Below are 25,589 nucleotides of genomic sequence, written 5' to 3' on the forward strand. Positions count from 1 at the left end.
TGCGATCGAATTCGACCTCTCCCCGCAAGCGGGGAGAGGTTAAGACAGAGCGGCCGCCTCGATAGATTCTAAATTACGCGCCCTTCGCTCGCATCGGCACGAACGCGGTGGCGGTGATGGAATAGACCTGCTCGCCGCGCTGGTTGGTGCCGGTGGTGCGGGCCGTCAAGATGCCCCAGCCGGGGCGCGAGCCGGAGGTGCGCTTGTCGACGACCTCGTTGACGAAGCTGACGCTGTCGCCGGCGAGCACCGGCTTGAGCCAGCGCAGGTCGCGAAAGCCCGGCGATGGCCCCCACACCGCGACCTCCTCGCCGCGCGAAGCGGCCTCACGCGCCAGACGCTGGCCATCCGCGACAAGCAGACTCATGCAGGCCGAGCCGACATGCCAGCCCGAGGCGGCGAGCCCGCCGAACAGCGAGTTCTTGCCCTCCTCCTCGTCGAGGTGAAAACGCTGCGGATCGAATTTCGCGGCGAACGTCTTGATGGACTCGGCCGTGAAAATGTAGGCGCCGATCTCGCGGCGATGGCCGATCTCGATCTCCTCGAAGAACCGCATCAGACCGCCCCCTCGCGCCGCTTGATCAGGATCGGCGAGGTCATCTCGCACAGCGCCTCGCCCGTGGCGTTGCGCACGGTGCATTTGAACTTGACGATGCCGAGCTCGGGCCGGCTCTTCGAGCTGCGCGCCTCCATGACGTCGACGTCGAGCATGAGGTCGTCGCCGGGCCTGAGCGGCGACAGCCAGCGCACCTCATCGACGCCGGGAGACCCCAGCGATGCGGCGCGGGCAATAAAGCCGTCGGCCATCATCCGCATCATCAGCGAACAGAGATGCCAGCCCGAGCCGGACAGGCCGCGCAGCATGCTCTTGGCCGCCGCCGCTTCGTCCAGGTGCATCGGCTGCGGATCGAACTCGGCGGCGAAAGCCAAAATCTCGTCGCGGCTGACATGGCGCGGGCCGAACGTTCCGAACCGGCCGGGTGGGAAATCTTCGAAGGTCAGGGTCATCTTGGGATAGCTTTGCGGGAATGACAGATTGTGGCCGCACTTTGCGGCAATCTCAACCCGCCGGCCCGCATGGCTCGTGCTACATTCGACGAGTCGGGCCGGACCTGCCTCAAGTCGATTGACGTGGCTGGAGGCCCGATTTGCCCGGGGGAGAGCAATGTTTTCATTCAGCGATCTGTTTCAGTGGGACCGCTTCATCACGCCGACGATCATCAAGACCTTCTACTGGCTGGTAATCGGCGTGATCTGCCTGTTCGGACTCTCCGGCATCTTCGCAGGCCTGACCACGATGGCGATCAGCCCGTTCGGCGGCTTCCTGGTGGTGCTGGAGTCTATCGCCGGCGTCGTCGTCGGCATCGTGTTCTCGCGCATCGCCGCCGAACTGATCCTGATCATCTTCCGCATCAACGAGCATCTCGGCGCGATCCGGGACCAGGGCGGGGCGCGGTAACGGCGTCATTCCGGGGCGCGCAAAGCGCGAACCCGGAATCTCGAGATTCCGGGTCTGGTCCTTCGGACCATCCCGGAATGACGGTGTGTGGAGCTTACGTATTAAACCGGAAATGCATCACGTCGCCGTCGGCGACGGTGTACTCCTTGCCTTCGAGCCGCAGCTTGCCGGCGTCGCGGGCGCCGGCTTCGCCGTTCAGCGCGACGTAGTCGTCATAGGCAATGGTCTCGGCGCGGATAAAACCCTTCTCGAAATCGGTGTGGATCACACCGGCCGCGCCCGGCGCCTTGGTGCCGCGATGGATGGTCCAGGCACGCGCTTCCTTCGGCCCCACCGTGAAATAGGTGATGAGTTCGAGCAGCCGGTAGCCGGCACGGATCAGGCGATCGAGGCCGGCCTCTTCGAGGCCGAGCGTCTCCAGGAAGTCGGTGCGCTCCTCACGCGAGATCGTCGCGATCTCGGATTCGATCTTGGCCGAGATGACGACGGCAACCGCGCCTTCTTTCGCCGCCTGCTCCTCGACGGCCCTGGAGAAGGCGTTGCCGGTGGCGGCCGAGCCTTCCTCGACGTTGCAGACATAGAGCACGGGCTTCGACGACAGCAGGCCGAGCATCCCGAAGGTGCGCTCCTCCTCGGCCTTGCGCTCGACGAGGCGCGCGGGCTTGCCCTCGCGGAGCAGAACCAGCGTGCGGTTGACGAGGTCGAGCTGCTCCTTGGCGTCCTTGTCGTTGCCCTTGGCCTTCTTCGTGAGGTTGTCGACGCGCTTCTCGAGGCTGTCGAGGTCGGCGAGCATCAGTTCGGTCTCGATGGTCTCGATGTCGGCGAGCGGCGCGATCTTGCCCTCGACATGGGTGATGTCGGAGTCTTCGAAGCAGCGCACGACATGCACGATGGCATCGACCTCGCGGATGTTGGCGAGGAACTGGTTGCCGAGACCCTCACCCTTGGAGGCGCCGCGCACGAGGCCCGCGATGTCGACGAAGGTCAGCCGGGTCGGGATGATCTGCGCCGATTTGGCGATCGCCGTGAGCTTCTCCAGCCGCGGATCCGGCACCGCGACCTCGCCGACATTCGGCTCGATGGTGCAGAACGGATAGTTCGCGGCTTGCGCCGCGGCCGTTTCTGTCAGCGCATTGAACAAGGTCGACTTGCCGACATTGGGCAACCCGACAATCCCGCATTTGAATCCCATCGTGTCCTCGTAGGGTGGGTTAGCGAAGCGTAACCCACCAATTTCCTTGTGACATGGTGGGTTACGCCTTCGGCTAACCCACCCTACGCATTCATCCTCGTCGAAGCGATGGATGGCCGGGTCAAGCCCGGCCATGACGGAGAGAGATCAGTTCGATTTCTCGCCGTTCTCGTCCTTGGTCAAAAATCCCTTCGCCTGCATGGCGAGATGCACCCTGTTGGCGAAGGTCGCGTCGGTGCCCTTGGCCAGCAGTGCGGCGTGCTCGGCGACCTCGTCGCACAGCGTCGCCACCCATTCGTTGTCGGCCTTGGCGAAGTCCGACAGCACATGGCCGTGCACCATTTCCTTGACGCCGGGATGACCGATGCCGAGCCGCACCCGGCGGTACTCGTTGCCGATATGCGCGGAGATCGAGCGCAGGCCGTTATGGCCGGCGATGCCGCCGCCGATCTTCACACGCACCTTGCCCGGCGGCAGTTCGAGCTCGTCATGGAACACGGTGACGTCGCCGGGCGCGATCTTGAAGAAGCCTGCCGCCTCCTGAACGCTGCGGCCGGAATCGTTCATATAGGTCGTCGGCTTGAGCAGGATGACGCGCTCGGTGCCGAGCGCGCCTTCCGAGGTCTCGCCCTGAAACCTGCGGCGCCATGGTGCAAAACCATGACGCCGCGCAATCTCGTCGACGGCCATGAAGCCGATATTGTGCCGATTACGTGCGTATTTCGCGCCGGGATTGCCGAGCCCAACAAAGAGTCGCATGACGCGGCGCGCCCCTCGCTCGGCGCGCGGTCAGGGACCGCGCGCCGGCTGTGAGAGATTACTTCTTCTTGTCGCCGCCGGCGGGAGCCTTGGCAGCCGCCGCAGGAGCAGCAGCACCAGCAGCCGGAGCCGCACCAGCCGCCGGAGCAGCAGCGCCCGCAGCCGGAGCCGCACCACCGGCCGCGGCCGCAGCCGCCGCCTTCTGCTCTTCGGCGTAGCCGGACGGCGGCACGATGGTGACGAGGGTCGCGTCCTCGCGCGTCATCGCCTTCACGCCAGCCGGCAGCTTGATGTCCGACAGATGCAGCGAGTAACCGATTTCGAGCGCGCCGACGTCGGCCTCGAGGAACTGCGGGATGTTCTCGACCGAGCACTCGAGGTCGATCGCGTGGGCGACGATGTTGACGGTGCCGCCGCGCTTCACGCCCGGGGAGGTTTCCGCCTTCACGATGTGCAGGGGCACGCTGATGCGGATGGTGGCGCCTTCGCCCAGGCGCATGAAGTCGACATGGATCGGGAAATCCTTGACCGGATCGAGGTGGAAGTCGCGCGGAATCACGCGGTGCTTCTTGCCCTCGAGATCGATGTCCACCAGCGTGGTCAGGAACCGGCCGGCGAGGATGCGCTGGCGCAGTTCACGATCTGCAATCGAGATCGTCAGCGGGGGCTGGTTGTTGCCATAGATCACTCCGGGCACTCTCCCGGCGCGACGCTCAGCCCGGGCGGCCCCCTTGCCGCTCTTCGGACGTGCGGTCGCCTTCAATTCCTTGACGGTCGCCATAGTCGTAAGTCCTTGTTTTTGCAAAAGTTAATGGGCCGCAAGGCGGCCCATGGTGCAGTTCACAGCAAGCCTCCAGGGGTGCGGGGGCCGCGAACTTGGCGGGCTTTTACCCGGAAGATGCGGAAATGACAAGGAGAATGGGCGGCCGGGCGGGAACGGGTAGCCCGGATGGAGCGCAGCGTAATCCGGGTTCAGTGCCAGCGGAACCACCCCGGATTGCGCTGCGCTCGATCCGGGCTACGGGACCGTCGTTACCCGCCGAGCTTCGCCTCCAGCGCCGCAATCCGCGTCTTCAGCGCCTCGTTCTCCTCACGCGCCAGGCGCGCCATGTCCTTGACCGCCTCGAACTCCTCGCGCTTGACCAGATCCATGTCGCGCAGGAATTTTTCGGCCTGGGTGCGCAACACGGTGTCGAACTCGCGCTTGACGCCCTGGGCGGCGCCGGCGGCATCGTTCATCAGGCGGCCGATCTCGTCGAAAAACCGGTTGCTGGTCTGGGTCATTTCGGTCTCCTGGCGGCCTTCGATAAACTTTGCGCGAACTCTCGGAAACACAATGGCAATCCGAGCAGGCCGGTTCAAGGGCCGCGCGGCGGTATCCTTGTCATGCCCCGGTTTCCTTGCAATCGTATTCAACGTCCCGGCATAACAAGAATCACAAGGCGGAACGCAACACATGATCGACCAGCAGATCGCAATCCCCACCAAGGACGGCCACACCGCAACCTTCATCACCCATCCCGAGCGCGGCGGCCCGTTCCCGGTGATCCTGTTCTACATGGATGCGCCCGCGATCCGCGAGGAGCTGCGTGACATGGCGCGCCGGCTCGCGACGTCGGGCTATTACGTGATGCTGCCGAACCTGTATTACCGCTGCGGCGTGATGGAGCTCGGGGCGCTGCCGGCCGATCCGAACGCGCCGGAGCGCAAGCGCATGTTCCAGTTCATGGCCTCGCTCAGCATTCCCATGATCATGGACGATACCAGGGCGCTGCTCACCTATGCCGAGGGCCAGGCGGCCGCGAACACCAAGCTGATCGGCACGGTCGGCTACTGCATGAGCGGCCGCTACGCCATCAATGCCGCCACGCATTTTCCCGACAGCGTCAAGGCCGCCGCCTCGGTCTACGGCACGCAGCTTGCGACCGACCAGGACGACAGCGCGCATCTCGCCGCCGGCAAGACCAGGGCCGAGCTCTATTTCGCCTGTGCCGAGACCGACATCTATGCTCCGGCCGAGATCATCGAGAAGGTCAAGCAGGGCATGAGCGGCGCCACCAAGGCCGAGGTCGAGATCTATCCCGGCACCCATCACGGCTTCGCCTTCCCCAAGCGCCCGGTCTATGACCGCGACGCCGCCGAGCGGCACTGGGAGCGGCTGCTCGCACTCTATCGCCGCAATCTCGTCTAACCTTTCGAAGGCGCAATGCTCTTCCTGCTCATCGACTTTCCCGCCTTCAAGCCGATCGCGATCGAGATCGGGCCGTTCGCCATTCGCTGGTACGCGCTCGCCTATATCGGCGGCATCGTGCTCGGCTGGCTCTATGCCCGATCGCTTTTGAAGAACGAGCGCCTGTGGGGCGGGCCTGCGCCGATCTCGCTGCTCCAGATCGACGATTTCATCCTCTGGGTCACGCTCGGCATCATCCTGGGCGGCCGCAGCGGCTATGTGCTGTTCTACAACCTGCCCTTCTTCATCGAGCACCCCGCCGCGATCTTCAAATTGTGGGAAGGCGGCATGTCGTTCCATGGCGGCTTCCTCGGCTGCGTCGTCGCGGTGATGTGGTTTGCCCGCCGCAACGGCATCCCGATCCTGTCGCTCGGTGACATCACCACGGCGGTCGGGCCGATCGGGCTCCTGCTGGGACGGATCGCCAATTTCATCAACGGCGAATTGTGGGGCCGCGCCACCGATCCGGAGCTGCCCTGGGCGATGATCTTCCCCAACGATCCGACGCAGCTGCCGCGCCATCCGAGCCAGCTTTACGAAGCCGGCATGGAGGGCATCGTGCTGTTCACGGTGCTGGCGGTGATGATCCGCCTCGGTGCCTTGAAGCGGCCGGGACTGATCCTCGGCAGCTTCATCCTGATCTACGGCCTGACCCGGATCATCGGCGAGCATTTCCGCGAGCCGGACGTCCAGCTCGGCTTCCTCTGGGGCGGATTAACCATGGGCATGCTGTTGTCGATCCCGATGCTTATTGTAGGCCTCGTACTTATTGTATTGGCAATGCGGCGCGGTGCGCCGAAGCCCGTCGAGGCTGTTCGTTAATTCATTTCGAGAAGGCAGGCCGTGACCGACTCGCCGCTGTTGAACGAGATCAAGGCGCTGATCAAATCCTCGGGCCCCATGCCGGTCTGGCGGTACATGGAGCTGTGCCTGATGCATCCGCGCTATGGCTATTACGTCTCGCGCGATCCCCTGGGCCGTGAGGGCGACTTCACCACCGCGCCCGAGGTCAGCCAGATGTTCGGCGAGCTGCTCGGCCTGTGGACCGCGTCGGTATGGAAGCAGATGGGCTCGCCGCAGTTCCTGCGGCTGATCGAGCTCGGCCCCGGCCGCGGCACCATGATGTCGGATGCGCTGCGCGCATTGCGCGTGCTGCCGCCGCTCTACCAGGCGCTTCATATCCACATGGTCGAGGTCAATCCGGTGCTGCGCGAGCGGCAGAACGCCACGCTGTCGGGCGTGCGCAACATCGCCTGGCACGACAGCATCGACGAGGTGCCGGAAGGCCCGAGCATCATCCTCGCCAACGAATATTTCGACGTGCTGCCGATCCACCAGATGGTCAGGCGCGAGAACGGCTGGCACGAGCGCGTGATCGAGGTCGATCCCAACGGCAAGCTCGAGTTCGGCGCGGCTTCCGAGCCGACGCCGCGCTTCGAGGTGCTGCTGCCGCCTCTGGTGCGCGCGGCGCCGGTCGGGGCCGTGTTCGAATGGCGGCCCGATTCCGAGATCATGAAGCTTGCCACGCGCGTGCGCGACCAGGACGGCGCGGCGCTGATCATCGATTACGGCCATCTGCGCAGCGATGCCGGCGACACATTCCAGGCGATCGCGCGCCACACCTTCGCCGATCCGCTGAAGGCGCCGGGCCAGGCCGATGTCACCGCCCATGTCGACTTCCAGGCGCTGACGCGCGCGGCGGAGGATGTGGGCGCCCGCGTGCACGGTCCGGTCACGCAGGGCGATTTCCTCAAGCGCATCGGCATCGACACCCGCGCGGCCGCGCTGATGCAGAAGGCGACGCCCGAGGTCGCCACCGACATCTCGGTGGCGCTGAAGCGCCTGACCGATACCGGGCGCAGCGGCATGGGCTCGATGTTCAAGGTGATCGGCATCTCCGAACCGCGGCTGACCGGAATGGCCGGCCTCAGCGATCTCGAACAGGCTGGAGAGGCCTCATGACTCTTGCTTCGTCGCTGTTGTCGGCGGTGCCCGGTTTGCGCCATTCCTTCTTCACCCGCGAAGGTGGTGTCTCCGGCGGCATCTATACGGCGCTCAACGGCGGGCTCGGCTCCAACGACGATCCGGCCCATGTCGCAGAAAACCGCCGCCGCATGGCGGAGCATGTCGGCGTCGCGCCGGAGCGCTTCATCAGCCTGCACCAGATCCACTCGCCCGACGTGCTCGTCGCCGAAACGCCATGGCCGAGCGGACCGCGGCCGAAGGGCGATGCGCTGGTCACCAAAACGCCCGGCATCGCGCTCGGTGTCTCCACCGCCGATTGCGGCCCGGTGCTGTTCGTCGATCCCGACGCGCGCGTCATCGGCGGCGCGCATGCCGGCTGGAAGGGCGCGCTGACCGGCGTGCTGGAGCAGACGATATCGGCGATGGAGAAGCTCGGCGCCACACGCAGCGGCATCATCGCGGCGATCGGCCCACTGATCCGCCAGGACAGCTACGAGGTCGGCAACGAGTTCGTGGCGCGCTTCATCGAGGCGGATGCGGACAACGCGGTCTTCTTCATTCCGTCGGTGCGCGAAGGCCACGCCATGTTCGATCTCGCAGGCTTCATCCGGATGCGGCTGGAGGCGGCCGGCATTCTGATGATCGACGACCTCGGTCTCGACACCTATGCCGACGAGCGCTTCTTCAGCTATCGCCGCTCCGTGCATCGCAAGGAGCCGGATTACGGCCGGCACATTCACGCGATCGCGCTCGAAGCGTGAACACAAGAGCAACATTAACAATCGTCATTCCGGGGCTCGCGAAGCGAGAACCCGGAATCTCGAGATTCCGGGTTCGATGCTTGCGCAACGCCCCGGAATGACGGTGATCTATGTCGCCCCTGCCCTAGACGTTAATGCGTTTTAACGATATCGCTGCCCTCCATAATGAGGGACGCGTCATTCATCCTGGGCCGCGCGGCTTCGCGCGTGCTGGCGGTCATGCTGCTGGCGGCGGCGACCGCGCTTGGCGGCTGCGCCGGCGGCGGTGGTGCCGCCAACTCCTATGCGATGGCGCCGAGCGCCGGCTCTGGGGCGACGGTCGCCTTCGAATCCATCGACGGGCCGCCGCCGCAGGTGTTCGACCGCATGGTCGGCGTGCTCGACAGCGAATCCAAGCTGCGCAGCCTGTCCGTGGTCTCCCGCGAAGGCACCGCCGCCTACCGCGTGCGCAGCTACCTCTCCGCCCAGGTGGTGCGCGGCAAGACCGTGATCGCCTGGGTCTGGGACGTCTATGACGCCAACCAGCAGCGGGCGTTGCGCCTCTCCGGCGAGGAACCGACCTCCGGCAAGGGCGGCCGCGACCCGTGGGGCGCCGCCGACGATCTGGTGCTGCGGAAGATCGCCCAGGCCGGATTCAGCGGACTTTCCAACATGATCAACGGGACGCCGGATGCCCCTGGCTCCGCTCCCGCCTTGCGGGGACCGGCGGTGGCGAGCCTCCCGTCGCCCACCCAAGCGGTGGACCTGCCGGCCACGGCGCTCGGCTATGCCGAGCGATAACCCCCGCTAAACCACGGCCCCAACTTGCCGCCAAACCGTTGGCCCGACTCAGGATTTCGGAGGGAAAACGTAGCATCCCGGGTTGCCATTGCAGCCTTCGGCCTGATATTTCCTCGCCCGTCGTAACCGTGCTTCGAGTGGGTATTCCCAGATGTTGAACGTCGTATCCAGCAAAGCGCGGGAGGAAGCGTCCATGTCGGCCAAAAACGGCTCCATCAAGCTTGTCGCCGGCAACTCCAATCCGGCACTCGCACAAGCCATCGCGCAGGGTCTGGACCTGCCGCTGACCAAAGCGGTGGTGCGGCGCTTCGCCGACATGGAGATCTTCGTCGAGATCCAGGAGAACGTCCGCGGCTCGGATGCCTTCGTCATCCAGTCGACCTCGTTCCCCGCGAACGACCATCTGATGGAACTGCTGATCATCACCGACGCGCTGCGGCGGTCGTCGGCGCGCCGCATCACCGCGGTGCTGCCCTATTTCGGCTACGCCCGGCAGGACCGCAAATCGGGTTCGCGCACGCCGATCTCGGCCAAGCTCGTCGCCAATCTGATCACGCAGGCCGGCGTCGACCGCGTCATGACGCTCGACCTGCATGCCGGCCAGATCCAGGGCTTCTTCGACATCCCGACCGACAATCTCTACGCGGCGCCGCTGATGGTGCGCGACATCAAGGACAAGTTCGATCTCTCCAAGACGATGGTGATCTCGCCGGACGTCGGCGGCGTGGCCCGCGCGCGCGGCCTCGCCAAGCGCATCAACACCCCGCTCGCGATCGTCGACAAGCGCCGTGAGCGTCCGGGCGAGTCCGAGGTCATGAACGTGATCGGCGACGTCGCCGGCTTCACCTGTATCCTGGTCGACGACATCGTCGACTCCGGCGGCACGCTGGTGAACGCAGCCGATGCGCTGATCGCCAAGGGCGCCAAGGACGTCTACGCCTACATCACCCACGGCGTCCTCTCCGGCGGCGCGGCCGCCCGCATCGGGAATTCGAAGCTGAAGGAGCTGGTGATCACGGACTCGATCCTGCCGACGGAAGCGGTGACCAAGGCGCCGAACATCCGCACGCTGCCGATCGCCAGCCTGATCTCGGACGCGATCGCGCGCACCGCCGCGGAAGAGTCGGTGTCGAGCCTGTTCGACTGAACAAGCTGGCTTCGTAGGGTGGGTTAGCCCTGCGGACCGTGCTGCGCGCGGCCGCGGGCTAACCCTTACGGTCCGATGCGCCGCGGCACACCGCGCCCGCCCCCACGGGTTGTTGCCAATTGCGGCCCATGACATCATCCGGTCGCCGAGTCATCTCTGCCCTCTGGATGCCTGATGCCACGCCGGAAATTTGCCTGGGAGAAGCTGTCGGATGCCGAACTGCTCGGGCAGCGTCTCTCTAGCCTGAGGGTTACGGTCGAAGGCACCTGGCTCGAGGATTGCGTCGGCACGCTCCACGAGGAGCTCGAAGAGCGGGGCATCCGCCTGCGGCCGCACACATGGATCTCGAGCGAATGGTTCAGTCCGGGCGATGTGCCGGGCATCGCCATCCCCTTCTATCTCGCCCATCCCCGCCTGATGAAGCTCGAGAAGAAGATGATGTTCGACGTCGAGGGCGGAACCTGGCGCGAGTGCATGGCCATCCTCCGTCACGAGGCGGGCCATGCCATCCAGCACGGCTATCAGCTGCAGCGCCGCCGGCGCTGGCAGCAGCTGTTCGGCCCTTCGTCGAAGCACTATCCGCGCTACTACCGGCCCAATCCGGCGAGCCGGCGCTATGTCCAGCATCTTCGGCTCTGGTACGCGCAGAGCCATCCTGACGAAGACTTCGCCGAGACCTTTGCGGTGTGGCTGCGGCCGCGTTCGAACTGGCGGACACGATATGCCGGCTGGCCGGCACTGAAGAAGCTCGAATATGTCGACGAGCTGATGGGCGAGATTGCGGGAAAGCGGCCGCTTATCACGACACGAGAGCGTGTCGATCCGTTGAGCAAGCTCGGCCAGACCCTCGAAGACCACTACAAGAAGAAGCAGGCGTTCTACGCCTTCACGCCGCCGAAGACCTACGACCGCGACCTCTCGAGGCTCTTCTCCGCCGATCCGCGGCATTATCGGTCAAAGCCGGCTTCGAGCCTGATCAGGCGGCACCGCGCCCAGATCAGGCAATTGGTCGCGCGGTGGACGGGCGAGAACCAGCTCACGCTCGATGTCGTGCTCGACGACATGATCTCCCGCTGCCGTGAGCTCGATCTGCGCGCCGTCGGCCCCGAACAAAAGCTCGTTCTCGATTTCACCGTCCTCGTGACCGCCAAGACGATGCACGCGCTGTTTGGCCCGTCTCGGCGCAAATGGATCGCGCTATGAGACGCTTGCGCATTCTGGTCCTGATGCATCCGGACTTCATGCCTCCGGACTCAAGCGAGGGATACACCGCGCAGGAAATCAACGCGTGGAAAACGGAATACGACGTGGTGAGCACCTTGCGCGCGGCCGGCCACGAGGTTCGCGCCCTCGGCGCGCAGGACGAAATCAAGCCGGTGCGCGAGGCGATCGAAGAGTTCAAGCCGCACGTGGTTTTCACGTTGCTGGAGGAATTCCACAACAACGTCGCCTACGACCAGCACATCGCCAGCTATCTCGAGCTGATGAGGGTCCCTTATACCGGGTGCAATCCGCGCGGCCTGATCCTGGCGCGCGGCAAGGATTTGTCCAAGACGCTGGTACATTACCGCCGGATCGCGGCGCCGGCCTTCGCCGTCTTCCCGATGCGCCGCAAGGTGAAACGCCCGACCCGCCTTGCGCTGCCGCTGATCGTCAAGAGCCTGAACATGGACGGGTCCTTCGGCATCTCGCAGGCATCAATCGTCGATACCGACGAGAAGCTCGCGGAACGGGTCGCCTTCATCCACGAGCGGGTCGAATCCGCCGCGATCGCCGAGCAGTTCATCGAGGGGCGCGAGCTTTATGTCGGCGTGATCGGCAACAACCGGCTGCGCGTCCTGCCGGTCTGGGAGCTGAAATTCGGCAGCATGGGCGGGCGCAGATCACGGCACATCGCCACGGAGAAAGCCAAGCACGACACCGACTATCAGGAGAAGGTCGGCATCGTCGACGGGCCGGCGAAGGACCTCGCGCCCGAAGTCACCGCACGCATCCAGCGCGCCGCGAAGCGCATCTACCGGGCACTTGGCCTCGACGGCTACGCGCGTATCGATTTTCGTCTCGCCGCCGACGGCACGCCGTATTTCATCGAAGCCAATCCCAATCCCGAGATCGCCAAGAGCCAGGAGTTCGCCACGGCGGCTCAACATGCCGGGCTCAAATATCCGGATCTCCTGCAGCGCATCCTGGCTCTCGGAATAAGCCGGGCCAAGGCGGGCGTGTCGCTGGGGTGATGCAAGGCCCAGCGATCGTAGAGTACCCCCTCATCCTTCGAGACGCGCTACGCGCGCCCAGGGATGAGGGGTGATGGTCGTTGCGCTGGGTTAGACGATCCCCGCCGCGACCTGGCCGCGCAGGCGCTCGAGCCCGAGCAGCGTGTTGGCACAGGCTTCCGCGACCTCGACGCCCTTGATGGCGAAGTGCCGGCGGAAGAAATCGTAGTGCACCTCGGTCTCGTGGAATTGCTGCGGCGTCAGCACCGCGGAGAACACCGGCACCTCGGTGCGCAGCTGCACGTCCATCAGCGCCTTGATCACGGTGTCGGCAACGAACTCGTGGCGGTAGATGCCACCGTCGACGACGAGGCCCGCCGCGACGATCGCGGTGTAGCGCCGGGTCTTGGCGAGGATCTGCGCATGCAGCGGGATCTCGAACGAGCCCGGCACCTCGAACACGTCGACATGGGTGAGGTGGCGCCGCTCCGCCTCCTTGACGAAGGCGATGCGGGCCTCCTCGACGACGTCGCGGTGCCAGCAGGCCTGCACGAAGGCCACCCGCTGCGGTTTTGCGAAGCGCGGATGCTCGGTCGCCGGATCCTGTGGAACCGGCGGTTGGGTGACTTCCGAAGTCTCGGCTTGGGGATCTTGCAACATCTGATTCATGGCTTTCCTCTTTCTAAGGACCAGAATCAGGGCACACGGAACGACAAGCAGCCGCATCCTGCGATGCGTCTGCCACCGACCGTTCTCTTTCATCCGGACTTTAACCGTCGGCTTCGGAGTTGCACCGAATCTGCTGACCCTTCCCTTCGGGAACTCCTTTTCAGGAAAGCCCTTGGGGAAGGCGCTCGCGGGCTTAGGCCTTTCGGCCCTTACCGCCGGTGGGGACTTTCACCCCGCCCTGAGAACATCGGCCGTTCGGAATGAACGGCCTGACGGAAATATGACGCCGGTGAGCGGCCGCAGCAAGCGTGTTCCGCATGGGGAATCCGCATGGTCCCATGCCGACTTGGAGGTCCTCTTGGCGGTCCGGCCCTCGCCGGGCGGAATTAACGATTGGGCGAGGTCAGCAAGTCCGATTCCGATTTGTTCTTCTCGTTAATAATTGTGGCGGAGATGAGCTGTGGACGAACGAGTCCTGACTTGTGGACGGACTCGGGACCCAGTTGCGCAGATTCCGCAAATCACATCACTTGATCCGCGACAAGCCCGCGCTGATCCGAGGGGATCGCAACAGCGACTCCGAGGGGATCGCGAGAGCGACTCCGAGGGGATCGCCCTAGCGATATGAAGGGAGCGCGCGCCGGACCAACCGCGTGCGTATCAACGACAACAAAAAGGCAAGAGGTCGAGACGGCATGTCCCTGCTCGAAAGCACAATCGATTCCCGAAACCATCCGCTCGCGGTGGTCGAGGATATTGCTGCCAGCAATAACTGGCCGTTCGAACGCTCCGGCGAGGACGAGCTCACCATCGTCTCCAAGGGACAGTGGACCGACTATCAGCTCTCGTTCACCTGGATGGGCGAGATCGAGGCGCTGCATCTGGCCTGCGCGTTCGACATGAAGATTCCGGTCGCGCGCCGACCCGAGGTCCAGCGACTCGTCGCCGCGATCAACGAGCAATTGTGGGTCGGGCATTTCGATCTGTGGACCCACACCGGCATGATCATGCACCGCCAGGCCCTGGTGCTGCCGGGCGGCCTCACCGCCTCGACCGGGCAATGCGAAGCCATGCTCGCCGGCGCCATCCACGCCAGCGAGCGCTATTTCCCCGCGTTCCAGTTCGTGGTGTGGGCGGGCAAGACCACGACGGAAGCGATGGACGCGGCGATGTTCGACACGGTGGGCGAGGCGTAGGATTTCGCCTCCCCAACGTCGTGAGGAGGCCGCGGCTCTCCTCATCGTCGTCCCGGCCTAGTGCGCAATTGCGCACGGGGGGGCCGGGACCCATACCGCGTGATTTCACCGTATCGCGCGATGCTTGTTGCCAACACCTCCATCCACTAAAACCACTCGTGGTTATGGGTCCCGGCCTTCGCCGGGACGACACCGAGTTTGTGGCGACGGCTATGACGAGCAACAACACCCTTCAAAACATCACCGGCACCATCCTGCTTGCCGGCGCCGGCAAGATGGGCGGCGCGATGCTGACCGGATGGCTTTCGGGCGGGCTCGATCCGCGCCGCGTCGCGGTGATCGATCCGCACATGTCGCCCGAGATCAGCGCGCTTGGCGCAAAGGGCGTTGCGCTCAATCCCGATGCGAAGACCACCGGCGCGGTCGAGACGCTGGTCGTCGCGGTGAAGCCGCAATATTTCCGCGAAGCCGGCGCCGGGCTGAAGCCGTTCGTCTCGGACAAGACCGCGGTGGTGTCGATCATGGCGGGCACCACGATCGCCGCGCTCCAGGACGTCTGCGGCGGCGCCGTGGTGCGCGCGATGCCGAACACGCCGGCCGCGATCGGCCGCGGCATCACGGTGGCCGTCGCGGCCAACAACGTCAGCGCCGGACAGCGTGCGGTGGCCGACGCCCTGCTGCGCGCCACCGGCTCGGTGGAATGGGTCGACGACGAAAGCCTGATGGATGCGGTGACCGCGGTCTCCGGCTCGGGCCCGGCCTATGTGTTCCTGCTCGCCGAAGAGCTTGCACGCGCCGGCGTCGAAGCGGGATTGCCCGAAGCACTGGCAACCAGGCTCGCGCGCGAAACGGTTGCCGGTTCCGGCGAGCTGCTGCACCAATCGGAGCTTGCCGCGAGCACGCTGCGCCAGAACGTCACCTCGCCCGGCGGCACCACCGCCGCGGCCCTCGGCGTGCTGATGGGCGAACCCGGCCTGCGCGAGTTGATGATCCGCGCGATCGCAGCCGCAACGGCGCGGTCGAAGGAGCTGGCGAAGTAGCAAACTGCGTAGGGTGGGCAAAGCGAAGCGTGCCCACCAACTTCATTTCGCGATCGAGGAAGGATGGTGGGCACGGCGCTTCGCGCCTTTGCCCACCCTACGGCACTACGAAGTCGGGCCCGCACCCAAACGCTTGTTGAACATCTCGACATTGACGAGCCCGCGCGCATGGCGGCCTTCGCCGAGCTTGCGCGGGCCCTCGAACGCCTCGACCTCGAAGCGGATGACGCGGCGCTCGACCGCGACCACTTTTGCGGTGGTCCGCACCGTCGCGCCGACGCGCGCTGCCGCAAGATGGCGGATGTCGACCTCGGTGCCGACAGTGACCCAGCCGGGCTGGAGCGCGGCGCGGATGGCGTCGCCCGCGGTCATCTCCATCTCGAGGATCATCATCGGCGTCGCATAGACAAACGGCATGCCCGGCACGAAATGCCCGACCGTGCGCTCCGCCGGCACCACCAGCGTGCGCTCGGCGCTCATGCCGATTGTGATGAAGTCGCGTGCGTCCATGGTGTCTCCCCAACGTCGTCCCGGCGAAGGCCGGGACCCATAACCACAGGATAGGGTTTGGCGAAGACTCGGAGTTACCGGCTCGCGCCGCAACTTCTCCCTGGGGGTATGGGTCCCGGCCTTCGCCGGGACGACGGTTGTGGTTGTTGCAACAGCCGCCGCTATTTCTTCGCCGCCGCCGCGCGCTCCACGAAGGTCTTGCCGCCCTTCATCTTGTGTGCGAGCGGGGCTTCGTTGATCTGGATGACGACGGCGTCGGCGTCGACGCCGAGATTCTTCACCAGTGCCTGGGTGATGTCGCGCATCATGCCGGCCTTCTGTTCATCGGTGCGGCCCACGGCCATGCTGACGGTGATCTCAGGCATTGTCTTCTCCCTGCTGCGTTCGTCATGGCCGGGCTTGTCCCGGCCATCCACGTTCCTTCCCATCAAACAAGACGTGGATGCCCGGGACAAGCCCGGGCATGACGGCCTGCCGGAATGGCTATCCCCACGTTACGTCATGGCGGCCCAAGACCTCGCGCACTTTGGCGACGAGGTCGGCTTCGCTGCACGAGAACTGCGCCGGGCGGCTCTCGCGCCATTCCTGGTTGGAGGCGATCGCAGCCGCCGCCTTCGCGCCCTCGATCAGATCCTTGATCTGCACCTCGCCGCGCGCCTTTTCGTCAGAGCCCTGGATGATGACGCAGGGCGCGTTGCGGCGGTCGGCATATTTGAGCTGGTTGCCCATGTTCTTGGGATTGCCGAGATAGAGTTCGGCGCGGATGCCGGCGGTACGTAAGGACGCGACCATCTTCTGGTAGTCGGCGACGCGGTCGCGGTCGAACACGGTGACGACGACGGGCCCGAATTCAGGCCGCGTGTCGAGCTTGCCGAGCAGCGTCAGCGCAGCCTGGAGCCGCGACACGCCGATCGAAAATCCGGTCGCCGGCACCGGCTCGCCGCGGAAGCGCGAGACGAGACCATCGTAGCGTCCGCCGCCACCGACGGAACCGAAGCGCACGGGACGCCCCTTCTCGTCCTTGGTCTCCAGCAGGAGTTCGACCTCGTAGACGGGACCGGTGTAGTATTCGAGGCCGCGCACGACGGAGGGATCGATGCGGATACGATCCGCACCATAACCCGACGCTGTGACCAGCTTGGCAATCTCTTCCAGCTCACTCACGCCGGCCTGACCGACTTCGCTCTTGGCGAGGTAGGTTTCTGCCGCCGCAATGGCCTCTTTCCAGTCGTCGCGCGGTTTGGTGATGGCCAGAACAACGTCGGCCTCCGCCGCGCTCAAATTGGCGCCTTTCGTGAAGTCGCCCTTACCCTCTTCGCCGCCATCCCATCGTCCGGGACCGAGCAGCTTGCGCACTTCGTCGGCGGAAAACTTGTCGAGCTTGTCGATTGCGCGCAGCACAGTCAGTCTGCGTGCCGCGTTCTCGTCACCGCCGAGCCCGATGGCTTCGAGGACGCCGTCGAGCACTTTTCGGTTGTTGACCTTCACGACATAGGAGCCGCGCGCGATGCCGAGCGCCTCCATCGTGTCGGCTGCCATCATGCAAATTTCCGCGTCCGCCGCCGGCGTTGCCGAGCCGACCGTATCGGCATCGAACTGCATGAACTGGCGGAAGCGGCCGGGGCCAGGCTTTTCGTTGCGGAAGACATAGCCGACGCGATAGCTGCGATAAGGCAAGACCAGACCGTCGGTCCCGTAGCGCTCGCCGACATAGCGCGCGAGCGGCGCGGTCAGATCGTAGCGCAGCGAGATCCACTGCTCGTCGTCGTCCTGGAACGAGAACACGCCCTCGTTCGGGCGGTCCTGGTCGGGCAGGAACTTGCCGAGCGCATCGGTGTATTCCATCGCCGGCGTCTCCACCGGCTCGAACCCGTAGAGCTCGTAGACGGCGCGGATCTTCTCCACCATCTCGCGCGTCGCCCGGATCGCGGCGGGATCGCGATCCTCGAGCCCGCGCGGCAGGCGCGCCTTCAGTTTCTGGGGTTTTTTGGGTTTTTCGGCCATGCGCGGCGTTTACCAGCCGACGCGCGAAGCGGCAACCCGGCGAGTGCTCTTCACCTCGCCCCGCTTGCGGGGAGAGGTCGGATTGCGCGCGGAACGCGCGGATTCCGGGTGAGGGGGACTCTCCGCGAGTCCAATTGTCACCACCCCCGTGGAGACTCCCCCTCACCCTACCTCTCCCCGCAGGCGGGGAGAGGGGAAGAGAATTTACGGCTGCTCCATCCGGGCCCGGAGCGCGGCGGCATCCGCTTTCGGCATGGATTTGAGCAGCGGCTTGATGGTCTCGCCGCCGACGATCTTGCCGTTGCGCATGAACATCCAGTCGGAAATGTCGGCTTGCGCGAACTCGACCAGGTCGCCTGCCCGCTTGCCGGGCAGATCGCGCGGCTCGTTGGCGAAGCGGCCCGAATAGGCTCCGTTCGGCAGCTTCTTCACCTCGGCCATCCAGATGTGCTCGGCGCCCTTGTGGGTCGGGAAGCGCACCTTCAGGGAGTGGCCGTCCTCGGTCGGCTTCGGCGCATCAAAGGAGGCCCAGAATGTCGGAAGCGTGCCGCGGGCGCGCGCGATCGCGGCGTTCATCTCCGCATCCGCCGTGCGCACGTCGATGACGGGCGAGCGGTCTTGCGCCGCGACCTCGGGCTTGGGGCCGACGGTCAGGATGCCGAAGACCGTGATGCCGGTGATTGCGGCGAGAACGGCCCATTTCAGGGGCTGGGAGAGCTTGGATGCCATGATCGCGATGTCCAGGATGCTTTTGATGTCCAGGTACTCAAGGTCTTGGACTATGTCGCGCGATCGCGGCGGGGCGTTCATGGGCATGTCTGCCAACCGGCGTTCCCCGGATGCTGCGCAACGCGCCGCGCTTGCGGCGTGGTGCGCTGCCGATCCGGGGTCCATCCGCGGCGAGATGGGTCCCGGCTCTGCGGCGCACCGCTGAAGAAGCGCTGCGCCGCGTCCGGGACACGAGATCTCAAAACACCTTTTTGATCCAGCTGTGCGGATCGTTGGTGCGGCCGTACTGGATGTCGATGAGCTGCTTGCGCAGGCCCATGGCGACGGGCCCGGCGGCGCCGCCGCTGATGTCGAAATCGCCGCTCACCGAGCGCACCTTGCCGATCGGCGAGATCACGGCGGCGGTGCCGCAGGCAAACGCCTCCTTCAGCTTGCCGGAGCCTGCATCCTTGCGCCATTGGTCGAGCGAGTACGGTTCCTCGCGCACCGTCTTGCCGGCATCGCGGGCGAGCGCAATGATCGAGTCGCGGGTGATGCCCGGCAGGATCGTGCCGAGCGGCGGCGTCGACAGCGAGCCGTCCTCGAACACGAAGAAGATGTTCATGCCGCCGAGCTCCTCGATATAGCGGCGCTCGACCGCGTCGAGGAACACGACCTGATCGCAGCCATGCTGGATCGCCTCGGCCTGCGCGCGCAGGCTCGCGGCGTAATTGCCGCCGCACTTGACGGCGCCGGTGCCGCCGATCGCGGCGCGCGTGTAGTTCTCCGACACCCAGATCGACACCGGCGCAGGACCGCCCTTGAAATAGGAGCCGACCGGCGAGGCGATGACCGCGAAGATGTATTCGGACGACGGCTTCACGCCGAGGAAGGTCTCGCTCGCGATCATGAAGGGCCGCAGGTAAAGGCTGCCCTCGCCGCCCGGCATCCAGGCGCGGTCGATGCGCACGACCTGCTCGACCGCCTCGATGAAGACGTCTTCAGGCAACTGCGCCATCGCCATGCGGTCGGCGGAGTCCTTGAAGCGCCGCGCATTGGCGTCGGGGCGGAACAGGTTCACGCCGCCGTCGTCGCGCTTGTAGGCCTTGAGGCCTTCAAAAATTTCCTGCGCATAGTGCAGGACGGCGCCGGCCGGATCGAGCTGGAAATTGGCGCGCGCCTCGATCCGCGCCTCGTACCAGCCGCCCTTGGCCTGGTTGTAGCGGACGATCGCCATGTGATCGGTGAAGACCCGCCCGAAGCCGGGGTCCACCAGCTTGGCCACGCGGTCCTTCTCTGGAGTAGGATTGGATGCGGGCTGGATCTCGAATTTCATGCTCATTTCCTTGCCTCCCGCTGCCGGTGGCGGCGCCGTCCTGGCGCCGGCCTACCCTCTTTCGGGCCCGGCTGGCTCGATTAGGTTTCTGGCTGAACCACCGCCAGCCATGTTACGGCCGGTTTCCGTAGCCAGCATGCCGCGGAGGACATGCTTTTGCGGAAGGCAGAAGTCCAGTATGTTTTGCCGAAATGCCGCTCGACAATCGCACGGTAGACCTGATCCGGCCGTCGCCGCCTGTCCGGCTTTCCCCGGCCGTCCTCGACGATGCCACCCGACGCGAAACGATCTAAAATTTCGTGCCGGCTAATCGTTTTGTAACATTGAACCCAAGATACGTCAATATGCCTGACATAAATTTCGCTACTCCCCCTCAAGACGCTGCCGAGCCACGGCCGGCGGCAGGCGACGGAGGCAATTTGCGCTGGGATATCATCGAGCTGTTGTTCTTCGCCTATCGTGATTTCGTCGGCGACCCCGACCAGGAGCTGGAGGCTTTCGGCTTCGGCCGGGCCCATCACCGGGTCATGCACTTCGTCTACCGCTATCCCGGGCTCAAGGTCGCCGATCTGCTCGACGTCCTGCGCATCACCAAGCAATCGCTCGGCCGGGTGCTCAAGCAGCTGCTGGACGAGGGCTACATCGTGCAGAAGACCGGCGACAACGACCGTCGCCAGCGCCTGCTCTACGCCACGCCCAAGGGCGAGGCACTGGTGCAGAAGCTCGCCGGCCTCCAGACCACGCGGATCACCAAGGCGCTTGCCGAGATGGCGCCGCAGGATGCCGAGACCGTCAAGCGCTTCCTGCGCGCGATGATCGACCGCGAGGATCCGGACAAGGTGCTGGAGACGATCTTCGCCACCGTCAATCAAGACGCAAAGGAGTGACCGTGCCGCTCGCTGCCACGCTCGCGCGCCCGCCCGCACAGCCGGCCGACGACGCCCCGCATCTGCTGCTGGTCGACGACGATCGCCGCATCCGCGATCTGTTGTCGCGCTTTCTCGCCAGCGAAGGCTATCGCGTCACCACCGCCGCGAGCGCCGGCGACGCGCGCTCGAAGCTGCTGGGGCTGCATTTCGACCTGCTGATCCTCGACGTCATGATGCCCGGCGAGACCGGCTTCGATCTCGCCCGCTTCATCCGGACGTCCTCATCGGTGCCGATCGTGATGCTGACGGCGCGGCACGAAGCCGAGGCCCGCATCGAGGGCCTGCAAATCGGCGCCGACGATTACGTGGCAAAGCCGTTCGAGCCGCGCGAGCTGGCGCTGCGCATCAACAACATCCTCAAGCGCGCCGCGCCGCCGCCGCAGGCTGCGACTGTGGAGAAGATCGCATTCGGTCCTTACATCTACCATCTCGATCGCGGCGAACTGCGCCAGGGCGAGGAAGTCATTCACCTCACCGACCGCGAGCGCGAGATGCTGCGGATCCTCTCGGAGACGCCGGGCGAGACCGTGCCGCGTAGCGCGCTGACCGGCAATGGCAGCGTCAACGAGCGCGCCGTCGACGTGCAGATCAATCGCCTGCGGCGCAAGATCGAGACCGACCCCGCCAATCCGCTGTTCCTCCAGGCGGTCCGCGGCATCGGCTACCGGCTGGTGGCCTCGCCATAAAATCCAGAGCAGTGAAGCGCGACCGATGAGCACGATCGATACCGGCCTGACGCTGCTGCGAAGCGCCGCCGGCCGCGTCTCAGCCGCCAATGGCTGGATGGGCAACGCGTTCAAGGGCTGGATGCCGACCGGCCTCTATGCCCGTGCGCTGCTGATCATGATCGTGCCGATGGTGGTGCTGCAATCCGTCGTCGCCTTCGTGTTCATGGAGCGGCACTGGAACACGGTGACGCGCCGCTTGTCGGCCGCGGTGGTGCAGGACATCGCCGCGCTGATCGACGTCTACAAGGGCTATCCGCAGGACAAGGACCGCGACCAGATCCGTCGCATCGCCCAGCAGCGCCTCGGCCTCGTGGTGGATTTCCTGCCCGCCGGCGACATGCCGCCGCCCGGACCAAAGCCGTTCTTCTCGCTGCTCGACCAGACGCTGTCGGTGCAGCTCGGCCGCCAGATCGGACGCTCGTTCTGGATCGACACGGTCGGCCGCTCCAACGTCGTCGAGATCCGCATCCAGCTCGACGATGCCGTGATGCGCGTGTTCGCGCAGCGCAGCGCCGCCTATGCCTCGAACTCGGAGATCTTCCTGTTCTGGATGGTCGGCACGTCCTCGATCCTGCTGATCGTCGCGGTGCTGTTCCTGCGCAACCAGATCAAGCCGATCCTGCGCCTTGCGGACGCCGCCGAAAGCTTCGGCAAGGGCCGCGAGGCGCCGAACTTCCGCCCCAGGGGCGCGCGCGAGGTGCGGCGCGCGGCGGTCGCCTTCCTCGAGATGAAGTCCCGCATCGAGCGCACGATGGAGCAGCGCACCGCGATGCTCGCCGGCGTCAGCCACGATCTGCGCACCATCCTGACCCGCTTCAAGCTCGAGCTGGCGCTGATCGGCGACAATCCCGAATTGGAGGGCATGCGCAAGGACGTCGACGAGATGTCGATGATGCTCGAGGATTATCTCGCCTTTGCCCGCGGCGATTCCGGCGAGCAGTCGCAGCCGACCGACATGGCGCAGGCGCTCGAAGAGCTGCGCAGCGACGCCGAACGCCATGGCCACGCCGCGACCGTCGCGTTCCACGGCCTGCCCGTGGTCACGGTGAAGCCGGCCTCGTTCAAGCGCTGCCTCGCCAACCTCGTCACCAACGCGGCGCGCTACGGCAGGACCATCGCCATCGCCGGCCAGCGCGATCACCGATATTTGACCGTCACCGTCGACGACGACGGGCCGGGCATTCCCGCCCATCTGCGCGAAGAGGTGTTCAAGCCGTTCCTGCGGCTGGACAACGCCCGCAACCAGGACGAGGGCGGCACGGGTCTCGGGCTGGCCATCGCCCGCGACATCGCCCGCTCGCATGGCGGCGACATCACGCTCGGCGACAGCCCGATGGGCGGATTAAGGGCGAGTGTGCGGATACCGGTGTAGCCGCGATCTTCCTTCTCCCCTTGCGGGAGAAGGTGGCGTAGGCGGCCTTCGGCCGCCGTTCTTAAGAACGCCGAAGCGAAGCTTCGGCTATGGCGCCGGATGAGGGGTTGCTTCAACGAATTCAGAAGTAAGAGTGTCACACGCGGTGAGATGCCCCTCACCCGTCTCGCCGCTTCGCGGCGAGCGCAAGGGGAGAGGGGAAGACAACCTACTTCGGCAGCAGCGCCTTCAGCTTATCGACGTCGCGGACGTTCATCTTGAAGCCGCCGGGCATCACGATGTCGCCGGGCTTCTGGTCGGGCTTGCAGGCGCCCAGCCATTTGGCTTCGAGCGTCATGGTGGTATCGCGGCCTGCCGCGCCGACGGGGCCGCCTTGCGCGTGCGAGGTGGTCTTGACCGTGTAGGCCGAATTGAAATCGCCCACGATCTCCGCGTGAGAGGTCGTGCTGATGCCGGCGACGTTGCACTCGGAATCGCTGACATAGCCGGTCGCCGTCTTCTTGATGTCCTGCTTGGCGCAGATCTGCTTGGCCATCGGGGAGACGTTGTTGTTCATCTCCTTGTCGACGGTCTCGTCGGTGCAGTGCTGCATGGTCATGTCCGGCATCGCCGAGCCGCTCCTGACCATCTTCAATTCCCACAGGCCGGCCTTGCGCACCGGAAGGTCGTCGGCGCAGGCGCTGCCTGCCGACAACACGAGGCAAACGGCTGAACCGAGCAAAGCGAGCTTGCGCGTCATGCGAGAGGCTCCCGGCTGAGATGACTTGACCTTATCCTGGCGTCAGGAGAACGCCTCAGTAGAGCGTGCGGATCGGCCGGTCGGCGGCCCCATAGGGCACCCAGCGGCAGGAAAATGAGATGTAGCCGCCCTCGTAGCCCTGCACCGCGAGGAATTTGACCACCTTGCCGTACCGCGCGCAGTGATCGACCGCGACCTGCCGCGCATCGACCTGGGTCGCCATCGAATAGGCGATGATGCCCCCGGTGTCGTTGCCCTTGAACGGYGGCACCGGCAGGAGATCGGCACGCGCCGACTGGCTTGCCAGCAGTCCCGAGACAACCAGGCCGACAACAAGGCCCGCGGCCGCAATGATTCGCATTCCCGTCACTCCAATTGGTTGGCGCCAGTTTACGGTGCCGGCGCGACCGTGGAAAGAACGGAAGGGCCGTCTGCCGCGTCATCACGCTCAACTCGTCGGCAAGTGTTGCCGCGCTGCACTTGACCTCCCCCGGCCTTCGCGGCACCGTCAGTCCCTCTCAGATCATGCTGTCTGGATTGCCCATGCGCGCCCTCTCGTCCCTGACATCGCTCCGCTTTGCCGCTTTGCTCGGCCTCATGCTCGGGGCGCTGTCGCTCAATGAGGCGAGGGCCGCCAATCCGCTGGAGCTGAATTTCTGGCTCAGCGGGCCGCGCTATGACGGCAATGTCGCCGATTGCGACAAGGCGCTGCCGACGATCGCGACCCAGTTCTGGGAGAAGGAAAGCTCGTTCTGGAATTCCTCGTTGAAAATCACAGGCTTCTCGGCCGTTCACGAGACCGCGTTCCGGCCCTGGGCGTCCGATAACATCCCGCGCCGTTACTGCACCGGCGAAGCGATGCTCAATGACGGCAAGATGCGCAAGGTGCACTTCTCGATCATCGAGGACGGCGGCTTTGCCGGCTACGGCCAGGGCGTCGAATGGTGCGTGGTCGGGCTCGACCGCAACTGGGCCTACAACCCGGCCTGCCGGGCCGCTAAGCAATAATTTCGACAAGCCCTGATTCGCGGCCGGCTGGTCCGGAACCGGCGCCGCTCGAATTTTGTTCTTGAAATGTTCCTGTCGCCTGCTAGGCTCGATTGCACAGTCTAGTTGAGGGGCTTTGCCATGTTTCATTCCAGATTGCGTCGGTTTTCCCGCCTGATGATCTCGCTCGCCCTCGCTGCCGGGCTGGTCTCGGCCGCCGGCGGCGCGCGAGCGCAGGACAAGCGGCAGAACACGCCGGGCGAGTTCGATTTCTACGTTCTGTCGCTGTCCTGGTCGCCCTCCTTCTGCGAAGAAGCGGCGGAACGCGGCGGACGCTCGCAGATCCAGTGCGGCGGGCGGCCGTTCGCCTTCGTGGTGCACGGGCTGTGGCCGCAATATGAGAACGGCTTCCCCGAATATTGCCAGCGGCCGGCACCGCGGCTGAACCGCAGCATCGTCTCCTCGATGCTCGACCTGATGCCGGCGCCGGGCCTGATCTTCAACGAATGGGACAAGCACGGCACCTGCTCGGGTCTCGCCGACCGCAGCTATTTCGAGACGATCCGGAAGGCCCGTGCCGCAATCAAGATTCCGGCCGAATATCTTGACCTGACGCAGGCCAAGACGGTGGCGCCGGCCGAGGTCGAGGAGGCCTTCATCAAGGCCAATCCGGGCTTGAGCAATGCCGCCGTCTCGGTCACCTGCAACCGGACGCGGCTCTCCGAGGTCCGCATCTGCCTCAGCAAGGACTTGCAATTCCGCGCCTGCGAGGAGACCGACCGCCGCGCCTGCCGCCGCGATCAGGTGACGATGCCGCCGATCAGGGGTGGGTAGCTAAATCAGCTCCGTCATTCCGGGGCACGCG

At 65.3% G+C, this 25,589-nt stretch carries 30 protein-coding genes and 1 riboswitch; of the genes, 16 read left to right on the forward strand and 14 right to left on the reverse strand.

Annotated features, from left to right (window positions below; translation table 11 throughout):
* Positions 1-73: 73 nt before the first annotated feature.
* A complete protein-coding gene (locus ACXJMY_RS32075) occupies positions 74-556 on the reverse strand; it encodes a MaoC family dehydratase (RefSeq protein ID WP_456623350.1) in 483 nt (160 codons plus the stop codon).
* Positions 556-1,008, reverse strand: a complete 453-nt coding sequence (locus ACXJMY_RS32080; RefSeq protein WP_456623351.1) for a MaoC family dehydratase — start codon at positions 1,006-1,008, stop codon at positions 556-558. The genes ACXJMY_RS32075 and ACXJMY_RS32080 overlap by 1 nt, the downstream gene beginning before the upstream one ends.
* Positions 1,009-1,165: 157 nt before the next feature.
* Here ACXJMY_RS32080 and ACXJMY_RS32085 point away from each other — a divergent pair, with 157 nt between their 5' ends.
* Positions 1,166-1,459 (forward strand): DUF4282 domain-containing protein, encoded by a 294-nt coding sequence (locus ACXJMY_RS32085; RefSeq protein WP_456623352.1) that lies wholly within the window; start codon positions 1,166-1,168, stop codon positions 1,457-1,459.
* A gap of 94 nt (positions 1,460-1,553) precedes the next feature.
* On the opposite strand, the gene ychF is transcribed toward ACXJMY_RS32085, so the two are convergent.
* The 4 genes from ychF to ACXJMY_RS32105 form a co-directional block, all read right to left on the reverse strand.
* Positions 1,554-2,651, reverse strand: coding sequence for a redox-regulated ATPase YchF (gene ychF, locus ACXJMY_RS32090; RefSeq protein ID WP_456623353.1), 1,098 nt, complete (start codon positions 2,649-2,651; stop codon positions 1,554-1,556).
* A 147-nt stretch (positions 2,652-2,798) separates the two neighbouring features.
* Positions 2,799-3,410: an aminoacyl-tRNA hydrolase gene (gene pth, locus ACXJMY_RS32095; RefSeq protein ID WP_456623354.1), complete on the reverse strand. Its 612-nt coding sequence runs from the start codon at positions 3,408-3,410 to the stop codon at positions 2,799-2,801.
* A 58-nt stretch (positions 3,411-3,468) separates the two neighbouring features.
* Positions 3,469-4,191 (reverse strand): 50S ribosomal protein L25/general stress protein Ctc, encoded by a 723-nt coding sequence (locus ACXJMY_RS32100; protein WP_456623355.1) that lies wholly within the window; start codon positions 4,189-4,191, stop codon positions 3,469-3,471.
* 251 nt (positions 4,192-4,442) lie between these two features.
* Positions 4,443-4,694 (reverse strand): accessory factor UbiK family protein, encoded by a 252-nt coding sequence (locus tag ACXJMY_RS32105; RefSeq protein WP_456623356.1) that lies wholly within the window; start codon positions 4,692-4,694, stop codon positions 4,443-4,445.
* A 172-nt stretch (positions 4,695-4,866) separates the two neighbouring features.
* On the opposite strand from ACXJMY_RS32105, the gene ACXJMY_RS32110 reads away from it, so the two are divergent.
* From ACXJMY_RS32110 to ACXJMY_RS32145, 8 genes are all read left to right on the forward strand, one after another.
* Positions 4,867-5,601 carry a dienelactone hydrolase family protein gene (locus ACXJMY_RS32110; protein WP_456623357.1) on the forward strand — a complete coding sequence of 245 codons (735 nt, stop codon included), beginning with the start codon at positions 4,867-4,869 and terminating at the stop codon, positions 5,599-5,601.
* A 15-nt stretch (positions 5,602-5,616) separates the two neighbouring features.
* Positions 5,617-6,462 (forward strand): prolipoprotein diacylglyceryl transferase, encoded by an 846-nt coding sequence (gene lgt / locus ACXJMY_RS32115; RefSeq protein WP_456623358.1) that lies wholly within the window; start codon positions 5,617-5,619, stop codon positions 6,460-6,462.
* A gap of 21 nt (positions 6,463-6,483) precedes the next feature.
* Positions 6,484-7,602 carry a class I SAM-dependent methyltransferase gene (locus ACXJMY_RS32120; protein WP_456623359.1) on the forward strand — a complete coding sequence of 373 codons (1,119 nt, stop codon included), beginning with the start codon at positions 6,484-6,486 and terminating at the stop codon, positions 7,600-7,602.
* Complete coding sequence (gene pgeF, locus ACXJMY_RS32125) at positions 7,599-8,366, forward strand: peptidoglycan editing factor PgeF (RefSeq protein WP_456623360.1); 768 nt, start codon at positions 7,599-7,601, stop codon at positions 8,364-8,366. The genes ACXJMY_RS32120 and pgeF overlap by 4 nt, the downstream gene beginning before the upstream one ends.
* 165 nt (positions 8,367-8,531) lie before the next feature.
* Complete coding sequence (locus ACXJMY_RS32130; protein WP_456623361.1) at positions 8,532-9,146, forward strand: hypothetical protein; 615 nt, start codon at positions 8,532-8,534, stop codon at positions 9,144-9,146.
* 193 nt (positions 9,147-9,339) lie between these two features.
* The gene (locus ACXJMY_RS32135) at positions 9,340-10,293 is read left to right on the forward strand and encodes a ribose-phosphate pyrophosphokinase (protein WP_456623362.1); all 954 of its coding nucleotides are present in this window, start codon (positions 9,340-9,342) and stop codon (positions 10,291-10,293) included.
* A 174-nt stretch (positions 10,294-10,467) separates the two neighbouring features.
* On the forward strand, positions 10,468-11,496 hold the full coding sequence (locus tag ACXJMY_RS32140) for a putative zinc-binding metallopeptidase (RefSeq protein ID WP_456623363.1): 1,029 nt from the start codon (positions 10,468-10,470) through the stop codon (positions 11,494-11,496).
* Complete coding sequence (locus ACXJMY_RS32145; RefSeq protein ID WP_456623364.1) at positions 11,493-12,527, forward strand: D-alanine--D-alanine ligase family protein; 1,035 nt, start codon at positions 11,493-11,495, stop codon at positions 12,525-12,527. The genes ACXJMY_RS32140 and ACXJMY_RS32145 overlap by 4 nt, the downstream gene beginning before the upstream one ends.
* A gap of 90 nt (positions 12,528-12,617) precedes the next feature.
* Here ACXJMY_RS32145 and ACXJMY_RS32150 read toward each other — a convergent pair whose 3' ends face one another.
* A complete protein-coding gene (locus ACXJMY_RS32150; protein WP_456623365.1) occupies positions 12,618-13,175 on the reverse strand; it encodes a 6,7-dimethyl-8-ribityllumazine synthase in 558 nt (185 codons plus the stop codon).
* A 77-nt stretch (positions 13,176-13,252) separates the two neighbouring features.
* Positions 13,253-13,425, reverse strand: a riboswitch (FMN riboswitch).
* Between the two features lie 445 nt (positions 13,426-13,870).
* On the opposite strand from ACXJMY_RS32150, the gene ACXJMY_RS32155 reads away from it, so the two are divergent.
* Complete coding sequence (locus tag ACXJMY_RS32155; RefSeq protein ID WP_456623366.1) at positions 13,871-14,371, forward strand: YbjN domain-containing protein; 501 nt, start codon at positions 13,871-13,873, stop codon at positions 14,369-14,371.
* A gap of 212 nt (positions 14,372-14,583) precedes the next feature.
* Positions 14,584-15,411 carry a pyrroline-5-carboxylate reductase gene (gene proC / locus ACXJMY_RS32160; RefSeq protein ID WP_456623367.1) on the forward strand — a complete coding sequence of 276 codons (828 nt, stop codon included), beginning with the start codon at positions 14,584-14,586 and terminating at the stop codon, positions 15,409-15,411.
* A 105-nt stretch (positions 15,412-15,516) separates the two neighbouring features.
* Here the strand turns inward: proC and ACXJMY_RS32165 are convergent, their stop codons facing one another.
* The 5 genes from ACXJMY_RS32165 to ACXJMY_RS32185 all read right to left on the reverse strand — a co-directional run bounded on the left by ACXJMY_RS32165 (position 15,517) and on the right by ACXJMY_RS32185 (position 19,975).
* Positions 15,517-15,921: a thioesterase family protein gene (locus tag ACXJMY_RS32165; protein WP_456623368.1), complete on the reverse strand. Its 405-nt coding sequence runs from the start codon at positions 15,919-15,921 to the stop codon at positions 15,517-15,519.
* A gap of 161 nt (positions 15,922-16,082) precedes the next feature.
* Positions 16,083-16,349 carry a tautomerase family protein gene (locus ACXJMY_RS32170; RefSeq protein ID WP_456623369.1) on the reverse strand — a complete coding sequence of 89 codons (267 nt, stop codon included), beginning with the start codon at positions 16,347-16,349 and terminating at the stop codon, positions 16,083-16,085.
* Between the two features lie 55 nt (positions 16,350-16,404).
* Entirely contained in the window at positions 16,405-17,925 is a 1,521-nt protein-coding gene (gene hisS, locus ACXJMY_RS32175; RefSeq protein ID WP_456623370.1) for a histidine--tRNA ligase, read from the reverse strand.
* 204 nt (positions 17,926-18,129) lie between these two features.
* Positions 18,130-18,654, reverse strand: coding sequence for a YegJ family protein (locus ACXJMY_RS32180; protein WP_456623371.1), 525 nt, complete (start codon positions 18,652-18,654; stop codon positions 18,130-18,132).
* 238 nt (positions 18,655-18,892) lie between these two features.
* On the reverse strand, positions 18,893-19,975 hold the full coding sequence (locus ACXJMY_RS32185; RefSeq protein WP_456623372.1) for a branched-chain amino acid aminotransferase: 1,083 nt from the start codon (positions 19,973-19,975) through the stop codon (positions 18,893-18,895).
* Positions 19,976-20,313: 338 nt separating this feature from the next.
* Between ACXJMY_RS32185 and ACXJMY_RS32190 the strand changes: the two genes are divergently transcribed.
* Genes ACXJMY_RS32190 through ACXJMY_RS32200 form a run of 3 tightly spaced genes read left to right on the forward strand, consistent with a single transcriptional unit; the run spans position 20,314 to position 22,998 of the window.
* Positions 20,314-20,856: a MarR family winged helix-turn-helix transcriptional regulator gene (locus tag ACXJMY_RS32190; protein ID WP_456623373.1), complete on the forward strand. Its 543-nt coding sequence runs from the start codon at positions 20,314-20,316 to the stop codon at positions 20,854-20,856.
* On the forward strand, positions 20,853-21,584 hold the full coding sequence (locus ACXJMY_RS32195) for a response regulator (RefSeq protein ID WP_456623374.1): 732 nt from the start codon (positions 20,853-20,855) through the stop codon (positions 21,582-21,584). The genes ACXJMY_RS32190 and ACXJMY_RS32195 overlap by 4 nt, the downstream gene beginning before the upstream one ends.
* Positions 21,585-21,609: 25 nt before the next feature.
* Positions 21,610-22,998 carry an ATP-binding protein gene (locus tag ACXJMY_RS32200; protein WP_456623375.1) on the forward strand — a complete coding sequence of 463 codons (1,389 nt, stop codon included), beginning with the start codon at positions 21,610-21,612 and terminating at the stop codon, positions 22,996-22,998.
* A 208-nt stretch (positions 22,999-23,206) separates the two neighbouring features.
* Here ACXJMY_RS32200 and ACXJMY_RS32205 read toward each other — a convergent pair whose 3' ends face one another.
* Together ACXJMY_RS32205 and ACXJMY_RS32210 are read right to left on the reverse strand one after the other, a co-directional pair.
* Positions 23,207-23,737: a DUF3617 domain-containing protein gene (locus ACXJMY_RS32205; RefSeq protein WP_456623376.1), complete on the reverse strand. Its 531-nt coding sequence runs from the start codon at positions 23,735-23,737 to the stop codon at positions 23,207-23,209.
* A 55-nt stretch (positions 23,738-23,792) separates the two neighbouring features.
* On the reverse strand, positions 23,793-24,098 hold the full coding sequence (locus ACXJMY_RS32210; protein WP_456623377.1) for a hypothetical protein: 306 nt from the start codon (positions 24,096-24,098) through the stop codon (positions 23,793-23,795).
* 182 nt (positions 24,099-24,280) lie between these two features.
* On the opposite strand from ACXJMY_RS32210, the gene ACXJMY_RS32215 reads away from it, so the two are divergent.
* A complete protein-coding gene (locus ACXJMY_RS32215; RefSeq protein WP_456623378.1) occupies positions 24,281-24,745 on the forward strand; it encodes a hypothetical protein in 465 nt (154 codons plus the stop codon).
* Between the two features lie 120 nt (positions 24,746-24,865).
* Positions 24,866-25,558 carry a ribonuclease T2 family protein gene (locus ACXJMY_RS32220; RefSeq protein WP_456623379.1) on the forward strand — a complete coding sequence of 231 codons (693 nt, stop codon included), beginning with the start codon at positions 24,866-24,868 and terminating at the stop codon, positions 25,556-25,558.
* The last annotated feature ends 31 nt before the right edge of the window (positions 25,559-25,589 follow it).

It is taken from the genome of Bradyrhizobium sp. P5_C12 (genome assembly GCF_054049735.1).